The organism is Microbulbifer sp. (genome assembly GCF_051659245.1).
Lineage (GTDB): Bacteria > Pseudomonadota > Gammaproteobacteria > Pseudomonadales > Cellvibrionaceae > Microbulbifer.
In genome coordinates, this window is the sequence record NZ_JBOFOC010000093.1 from 37,252 (window position 1) to 43,760 (window position 6,509).

The 6,509-nt window shown below is 58.3% G+C and carries 4 protein-coding genes and 1 CRISPR repeat array; all 4 genes read left to right on the forward strand.

Annotation, left to right across the window (positions count from 1 at the left end):
* Position 1 precedes the first annotated feature (1 nt).
* The 4 genes from cas5e to cas2e are packed head-to-tail and all read left to right on the forward strand — an operon-like array spanning position 2 to position 2,488.
* Positions 2–664, forward strand: a complete 663-nt coding sequence (gene cas5e, locus ACRC0P_RS10345) for a type I-E CRISPR-associated protein Cas5/CasD (protein ID WP_438630559.1) — start codon at positions 2–4, stop codon at positions 662–664.
* Positions 639–1,253, forward strand: coding sequence for a type I-E CRISPR-associated protein Cas6/Cse3/CasE (gene cas6e, locus ACRC0P_RS10350; RefSeq protein WP_438630561.1), 615 nt, complete (start codon positions 639–641; stop codon positions 1,251–1,253). The genes cas5e and cas6e overlap by 26 nt, the downstream gene beginning before the upstream one ends.
* 15 nt (positions 1,254–1,268) lie before the next feature.
* On the forward strand, positions 1,269–2,186 hold the full coding sequence (cas1e, locus tag ACRC0P_RS10355) for a type I-E CRISPR-associated endonuclease Cas1e (protein ID WP_438630563.1): 918 nt from the start codon (positions 1,269–1,271) through the stop codon (positions 2,184–2,186).
* Positions 2,187–2,188: 2 nt separating this feature from the next.
* Positions 2,189–2,488 (forward strand): type I-E CRISPR-associated endoribonuclease Cas2e, encoded by a 300-nt coding sequence (gene cas2e / locus ACRC0P_RS10360; protein ID WP_438630565.1) that lies wholly within the window; start codon positions 2,189–2,191, stop codon positions 2,486–2,488.
* 140 nt (positions 2,489–2,628) lie between these two features.
* A CRISPR array of direct repeats spans positions 2,629–6,501; the repeat unit is 29 nt; unit sequence GTGTTCCCCACAGGCGTGGGGATGAACCG.
* Positions 6,502–6,509: the final 8 nt, after the last annotated feature.

Sequence of the window (6,509 nt, forward strand, 5' to 3'; positions counted from 1 at the left end):
TATGGCCACCCTGTTGATGCGCCTGCAGGGGCCGCTGCAATCCTGGGGAACCAGTAGCCGTTTTGATGAGCGCGATACGCAATTGGAGCCGTCCAAGTCCGGAGTACTGGGATTGGTCTGCGCCGCTCTGGGGCGAGATCGCAGTGAGCCGGTGGAAGACTTGGCGGGCCTGCGAATGGGTGTGCGTGTCGATCGCGAAGGTGTTCCCATGCGCGACTTCCAGACAGCTACAGGAGTACTGATTGCCACCGGCAAGCCCAACTTGGGGCGCACCGTGGTCAGCCCGCGCTTTTTTCTGTCCGATGCCGCCTTTCTGGTTGGGCTGGAAGGCGACGACGAAAGCCTGCTGGCGCAGATTCAAGCTGCGCTGCGCGCACCAGTTTGGCCGCTGGCATTGGGGCGCAAGAGTTTCGTACCGGGTTGTCCGGTGTGGTTGCCGGATGGCCTGTCGGCACTGCCATTGCTGGAAGTTCTAAAATCCTATCCACGTCTGGCACAGGCTCAGAGGGCTGACAAAGACAAACCGTTGCGCTGCTTGCTGGAAGATCCGGCCGAAGGCGCCGTTCGCCTGGATCAACCGGTAGCCCCTTTCGCCGAGCGGCGTTTTGGCCCACGTTTCGTGAAATCGGAGGTGATGTATGCACCTGACCAGACTGACGCTTGACCCGAGCAGCGCCCAGGCCAGGCGCGATTTGGGTGATGCCTATGAAATGCACCGCACGCTGGCGCGGGCGTTTGCGGTCGACGAGCACAGCGCGCCGCCGCGCTTTCTCTGGCGGATGGAAATGGGCGGTAATGCCTGGGCAATGCCGGCGGTGTTGATTCAGTCTGCGGCGGAGGCTGATTGGTCGGTTCTGGCGGATCAGCCTAATTACCTGCAGAAACCAGTTGAATCTAAGCAGATAGCACTGGTACAACTGGTTGAAAGCGGCAATTCCTATCGTTTCCGATTGCAGGCTAATCCGACAGTCACCCGCTGCGGTAAACGTTATGGGCTGGTTGGCGAAGCCGATCAACTGGCCTGGTTGCAACGGCAGGGCGAACGACACGGATTTGATCTCAGTACGGTACTGGTCGCTGCCAGCGATGTACTGTCCAGTCGTAAGGGCAGTGCGCGGATCAGTGTGCGGCGCACCTGTTTTGAAGGTGTCTTGCAGGTGAAAAACACTGAGACCTTCAGTCGCGCGTTAATGGCCGGTATCGGCCCGGCGAAGGCCTTCGGTTGTGGACTGCTGAGTGTAGCGCCTTGTTGATGGGAGCGAGAAATCATGGCTTTCCTCCCCCTGAAACCCATAGCGATTAAGGACCGCAGCTCGATGATCTTTCTTCAGTACGGCCAGGTCGACGTGATCGACGGTGCTTTTGTGCTGGTGGACAAGGGGGGAATTCGAACCCATGTTCCCGTTGGCTCCGTTGCCTGTATCATGCTGGAACCGGGCACACGGGTATCCCATGCCGCAGTTAAGCTGGCCGCGCAGGTGGGGACTCTGCTTGTCTGGGTCGGCGAAGCTGGAGTGCGTATGTACGCATCTGGCCAGCCCGGTGGCGCGCGCTCGGATCGATTGCTCTACCAGGCAAAGTTGGCTCTGGATGAAAACCTGCGCCTGAAAGTGGTGCGCAAAATGTTCGGGTTGCGCTTTGGTGAGCCCGCGCCAGAGCGCCGCAGTGTGGACCAGTTGCGCGGCATTGAAGGCGCACGGGTGCGCAAGATGTATGGGGTGTTTGCCAAGCAGTATGGAGTTGAATGGCACGGTCGCCGCTACGACCCAAAAAACTGGAAAGCTGGCGACAAGGCGAATCAGTGCATCAGCGCCGCTACCTCCTGCCTGTATGGCATCACTGAGGCCGCGATACTGGCGGCTGGCTATGCCCCGGCAGTCGGCTTTTTGCACAGCGGCAAGCCTCTGTCGTTTGTGTACGATATTGCCGATATCCTCAAGTTTGAAACGGTTGTGCCCGCCGCGTTCAAAGTGGCTGCCACCAACCCGACACAACCAGACAGGGAAGTGCGTATCGTTTGCCGGGATATGTTTCGCCAGACAAAGACGTTGAAACGGCTGATTCCGCTAATCGAGGAAGTGCTGTCGGCCGGGGGAATAGAGCCGCCTGGAACTCCAAAAGACGCCGTACCTCCGGCAATTCCCGAACCAGAATCCATTGGTGACCAGGGGCATCGGAGCGGCTGAGTATGAGTATGATCACCGTTGTAACCGAAAATGTTCCCGCCCGTTTACGGGGGCGGCTGGCTGTCTGGTTACTGGAGGTTCGTGCTGGGGTTTACGTGGGAGATGTTTCCAGACGAGTAAGGGAGATGATCTGGGAGCAGATTACCGAACTCTCGGAAGATGGTAATGCGGTGATGGCCTGGGCCACGAACACGGAGTCGGGCTTTGATTTCCAGACGTATGGAACCAACAGGCGTGTTCCTATCGATTATGAGGGACTGCGTTTGGTTTCTTTCCTGCCAATAGATGCTCTCCAGACTTGATCTGCTTTCTGGAGGGCGGTCAGATTAAATCAGGAAGAGCTTCCTGAGTTTACCTCTTTTTCGGTTAAAAAATAACCAGTTTGGCTGGTGGAATTTCGTAGGCTGAATTTCTCCTTTTAAATCAAACAGATATGTTTGGTGTGTTCCCCACAGGCGTGGGGATGAACCGAGGGCCCGTTATTTTCTCAACCGCCGTTTTTAGTGTTCCCCACAGGCGTGGGGATGAACCGATATTATTCTCGTTGGGATTTTGTGTTTTGCGGTGTTCCCCACAGGCGTGGGGATGAACCGTGCCAACATTTGTCGCGGATTTTTCGGATTACGTGTTCCCCACAGGCGTGGGGATGAACCGTGGTAAAAAACCGCTCTCCCGTATTCCTTATGGTGTTCCCCACAGGCGTGGGGATGAACCGCCAAAACCCCTTCGTTCTTGCGAGCGACTTTCGTGTTCCCCACAGGCGTGGGGATGAACCGTGTTATGTGAACTATGGTGCTCGAGGGATTTCTGTGTTCCCCACAGGCGTGGGGATGAACCGTCTGTGAGCGCTTGTGAATCATCATCGGTTATGTGTTCCCCACAGGCGTGGGGATGAACCGCCAGCATCCGTTAGCCTGCTCAACCAAAATAGGTGTTCCCCACAGGCGTGGGGATGAACCGGCCGCTGGTGGTGGACTGGCTGGCGCATTCATGTGTTCCCCACAGGCGTGGGGATGAACCGGCATGGCGGGCGGAGACAAGGCGAAGGAAGGAGTGTTCCCCACAGGCGTGGGGATGAACCGCGCGAGCTTGCTAAGTCGATTGCCATGGCTCTGTGTTCCCCACAGGCGTGGGGATGAACCGTTTTGGAAATGCTTAACGCCGAGGAACCGGAGGTGTTCCCCACAGGCGTGGGGATGAACCGAGTCCGTAACTGGGGAGATACGCCAGAGATAAGTGTTCCCCACAGGCGTGGGGATGAACCGATGTCCAACACTTCTGCGAACATGCCTGGGAGGTGTTCCCCACAGGCGTGGGGATGAACCGGAATCGCATTAGCTGAGCTGTCCAAACATTATGTGTTCCCCACAGGCGTGGGGATGAACCGTGGTGGTGTGCAAATGCCCCGGTTGAGGCGTTGTGTTCCCCACAGGCGTGGGGATGAACCGGTTATTGTGTAGGCGAGCGCGCCAGTACGAGCGTGTTCCCCACAGGCGTGGGGATGAACCGAGCGGTCAGAGGGCATGGAAGAGGCCCTGATCGTGTTCCCCACAGGCGTGGGGATGAACCGACGCCCCTCTCCTGGGACGGGCCAACATCAAGGTGTTCCCCACAGGCGTGGGGATGAACCGCAGCATGAAGAGCGCAAAAAGGCTAAAAAGTGGTGTTCCCCACAGGCGTGGGGATGAACCGCGTCAAGCGGAACGGGGTTATCCTGCAAATTGGTGTTCCCCACAGGCGTGGGGATGAACCGTGTCAATGGAAATATGGTCGGTTATGTGGTCAGTGTTCCCCACAGGCGTGGGGATGAACCGTCAGTGACTACGACTTCACCGCGCTTCCAAGTGTGTTCCCCACAGGCGTGGGGATGAACCGGGGTTACACAAAGGCTGTAGGAGGACACGACGGTGTTCCCCACAGGCGTGGGGATGAACCGCACCGAGGCGAGTGCCGCGCATAGGAAAAACAGTGTTCCCCACAGGCGTGGGGATGAACCGAGAGTCCAGAAAAAAATCGAGTACGTGAAAGAGTGTTCCCCACAGGCGTGGGGATGAACCGGAATGCACGCGCCGGGAGCTGGAGCGCGCAACGTGTTCCCCACAGGCGTGGGGATGAACCGCTGGGCACAACTCACCGGCAGGGCACGTTTGAGTGTTCCCCACAGGCGTGGGGATGAACCGTGATCTGGTCGTTGCCGGTAGTGGTCTGGTGGGTGTTCCCCACAGGCGTGGGGATGAACCTAGTTCCTGCTGTTCCCCCGGCGTCAGCCCCCGGTGTTCCCCACAGGCGTGGGGATGAACCGTACCAGGCTGCCGGAGCACAGCAAGCTGCGCCGTGTTCCCCACAGGCGTGGGGATGAACCGCGACTCGCAAGCTCGCAGAGTTGTCGGATTTTGTGTTCCCCACAGGCGTGGGGATGAACCGGATCTGGTCGGCCCGGCTTTGGCAATATCAACGTGTTCCCCACAGGCGTGGGGATGAACCGTGTTTGGTGTACTGGGGGCTGGCAAAGTAGAGGTGTTCCCCACAGGCGTGGGGATGAACCGTAACCGGACGCTATCATTGCATCAACGGTGTCGTGTTCCCCACAGGCGTGGGGATGAACCGATTCCGAAGAGGCATGCAATGGGTACGCAGATGTGTTCCCCACAGGCGTGGGGATGAACCGTGTTCAATCTGTCGGGCCATCCCGATGCTGGGGTGTTCCCCACAGGCGTGGGGATGAACCGGTCATGGACAGTCAGACACGCGCACAGAAGGCGTGTTCCCCACAGGCGTGGGGATGAACCGTCGCGAGAATCCCTCTATTACATTACTGGCCTGTGTTCCCCACAGGCGTGGGGATGAACCGGGGTTAAAGCGCCGTCGCCGATCTCTCACGCGGTGTTCCCCACAGGCGTGGGGATGAACCGCAGTATTTGTTTGGCCATCCCCAAGTCGGCACGTGTTCCCCACAGGCGTGGGGATGAACCGCCAATATTGCAATATTTTTCGCCGGATGAGTTGTGTTCCCCACAGGCGTGGGGATGAACCGCAAGAGATGCAGAACGAGTATGTAATCCAATCGTGTTCCCCACAGGCGTGGGGATGAACCGCAGGCGCAGGAGGCATGGGACCAGCTCTACTAGTGTTCCCCACAGGCGTGGGGATGAACCGTTTACAAAATCGACAATGACTATATCGTTTTGGTGTTCCCCACAGGCGTGGGGATGAACCGCCGATAATCAAACTCTCGTTTCCGGACAGCAGGTGTTCCCCACAGGCGTGGGGATGAACCGCCCCGATAAATCGGGGCGAAGGGTGCGCCCTGGTGTTCCCCACAGGCGTGGGGATGAACCGGGTGAGCGGCCATGTCCACTAAAATCAAACCAGTGTTCCCCACAGGCGTGGGGATGAACCGGAGGCCATCAGGGCGAACGCCTGCTTCGCGTAGTGTTCCCCACAGGCGTGGGGATGAACCGGCGCTAAATAAATATTACGCGTTTTCGTTTCCGTGTTCCCCACAGGCGTGGGGATGAACCGCGTTCAAAGAGCCGTTCGAGTTCGCCGCTGGCGTGTTCCCCACAGGCGTGGGGATGAACCGCTTGGGTGCGCGAGACCTTCGTGGGGACAAAGGTGTTCCCCACAGGCGTGGGGATGAACCGGATGCGCTTGGCAATGCCGGCGATATCTGGGCGTGTTCCCCACAGGCGTGGGGATGAACCGCACATAGAGCATCAAACGATCGACGCTGAAACGTGTTCCCCACAGGCGTGGGGATGAACCGCTACGGGATAAATTCGACCAACTTGAAATTAAGTGTTCCCCACAGGCGTGGGGATGAACCGCTTGATGAATTTCTTCTGCTCTTTAACCAGCTGTGTTCCCCACAGGCGTGGGGATGAACCGTACGGATTTATTCCGAACCCAGAATCAGCAATGTGTTCCCCACAGGCGTGGGGATGAACCGATGTTCCGCAGCCTTGCGGTATATTCTCTTGAGTGTTCCCCACAGGCGTGGGGATGAACCGATCATGCATTAAGGCGGAAAATTCATGGTGGGGTGTTCCCCACAGGCGTGGGGATGAACCGGTGCACCACGGCGGCGCCTGGCAGCAGGCCAAGTGTTCCCCACAGGCGTGGGGATGAACCCGGCGCAGCACCGCAACCGGGCGCTTTTGGACAGTGTTCCCCACAGGCGTGGGGATGAACCGCGGAGGCTTTGTTGATACTGGTAGTGGGTCCCGTGGTCTCCACAGGCGTGGGGATGAACCGAGCGTTGGCGCCCATCCTGAACTGAGATTTTAGTGTTCCCCACAGGCGTGGGGATGAACCGGACTGGAA

Coding starts and splice junctions, on each gene's coding strand:
- cas5e (WP_438630559.1), top strand. CDS start 2: ATGGCCACCCTGTTGATGCGCCTGCAGGGGCCGCTGCAATCCTGGGGA.
- cas6e (WP_438630561.1), top strand. CDS start 639: ATGCACCTGACCAGACTGACGCTTGACCCGAGCAGCGCCCAGGCCAGG.
- cas1e (WP_438630563.1), top strand. CDS start 1,269: ATGGCTTTCCTCCCCCTGAAACCCATAGCGATTAAGGACCGCAGCTCG.
- cas2e (WP_438630565.1), top strand. CDS start 2,189: ATGAGTATGATCACCGTTGTAACCGAAAATGTTCCCGCCCGTTTACGG.